Genomic DNA, 1200 nt, shown 5'->3' on the forward strand with positions numbered 1-1200 from the left:
CTTTTTTGGGGTTTTTGTTTGTTGGGGGGGGTTTTTTTTGGGTCCCGCCGCCCCACCTAGCTGGTGGTTGGGGGGGTGGGTTAGTGCTTGGTGCTGGCGGACCGGGGAAGTTCGCCGGTGTTGATCAATTTGATCAACAGGGTGGTGAGGCGGTGCTCGGGGTCGGCGTCAAGCGCGAGGCTGAGGTATTTCATGGCTTCGCTTCCCTTGCCGTTGATCCAGCGTGTCCATCCGACTCCGGCCAGCAGGTCGGTGCGGCTGGCTTCGGGGATGAATTGAAGCGCGGTGTAGATTGCGTCGGCACCCGTGAGGAAGAATTCCCAATCTTCCGGTGCGGTCTCCCCCATCAGGACGGCGCTAATCGTTCCGGCGTCGTCGCTGGTGGTGGCCAGCGAGGCGAACAGCAGGTCGCGCACGTTCTTGTTGGTGCAGATTCCGGCCAGCCATGCGGCGTGCTCGGGGCTGACCTTCCCGTGGTGGCGGTAGCCGCCGACCATGTCGGCCAGCGTGCCGCGCACCACGGCGCGGGTTTCCGCGTCCTCGAAGCCCATATGCTGGGCGTCGTTGATGAATTTCTCGAGGTCGCTGACGCTGGCCGGGGTGGTGCAGGCCGGAATGTCTGCGGCCATCTTGGCGGCCTTGTTGGTGCTGAGCATCAAGGCCAGTGCCGCGTTGGATTCGGCGACGGTGGAGAATTCAACCGCGTCGGTTGAATCGCCGTCGTAGTCCATGACCCAGCCATCGGTGACGAGCACCGCGTTCTTGATGGGGCATCCCGCGCGGGCCAAGGTGTCGCCCAACGCGCGGAACTGCTGGGTGGTCATGGCCTTTTCGTTCTCGAAGCTCAACAGGATGACGCTGTTGGCATCACTCACGCGGTGAACGTACGTGGTGATGTTCTGTGCCCATTCCTCGGCGGGTGCTTCGGGGTTGGCATCCACGCGCAGGGTGGCCAGCAGTCCGTTGTCGTTCGTCAGCATGAGAACCACCGACGAGGTGGGGATGAAGCCGATTCCGTGGATGGCGACTGCCGTGACCTCGGCCATGGTGGTTGCTTTGATGCTTTTCATGGTTATTTTTCCTCAATCTGTGGGTGAGGGGGATCGCGGAACCAGCCCCGCGCTTTGTCTCTCCCCCGCGTTTTTTTGGTTGCTGGCGAAATGAAATGAAGCGGACCGAGCACCAAGGAGCAGCAACCCG

At 61.9% G+C, this 1200-nt stretch carries 1 protein-coding gene; it reads right to left on the reverse strand.

Annotation, left to right across the window (positions count from 1 at the left end):
• Positions 1 to 80: 80 nt before the first annotated feature.
• Positions 81 to 1070 carry a DUF4192 family protein gene (locus ACLQ7E_RS22305; RefSeq protein ID WP_411734777.1) on the reverse strand — a complete coding sequence of 330 codons (990 nt, stop codon included), beginning with the start codon at positions 1068 to 1070 and terminating at the stop codon, positions 81 to 83.
• Positions 1071 to 1200 lie beyond the last annotated feature (130 nt).

The sequence above is a fragment of the Paeniglutamicibacter sp. genome (assembly GCF_046714615.1).
GTDB lineage: Bacteria > Actinomycetota > Actinomycetes > Actinomycetales > Micrococcaceae > Paeniglutamicibacter.

Excerpts from the sequence above, each read along its gene's own strand:
- ACLQ7E_RS22305 (WP_411734777.1), bottom strand. The coding sequence starts at position 1,070 with ATGAAAAGCATCAAAGCAACCACCATGGCCGAGGTCACGGCAGTCGCC.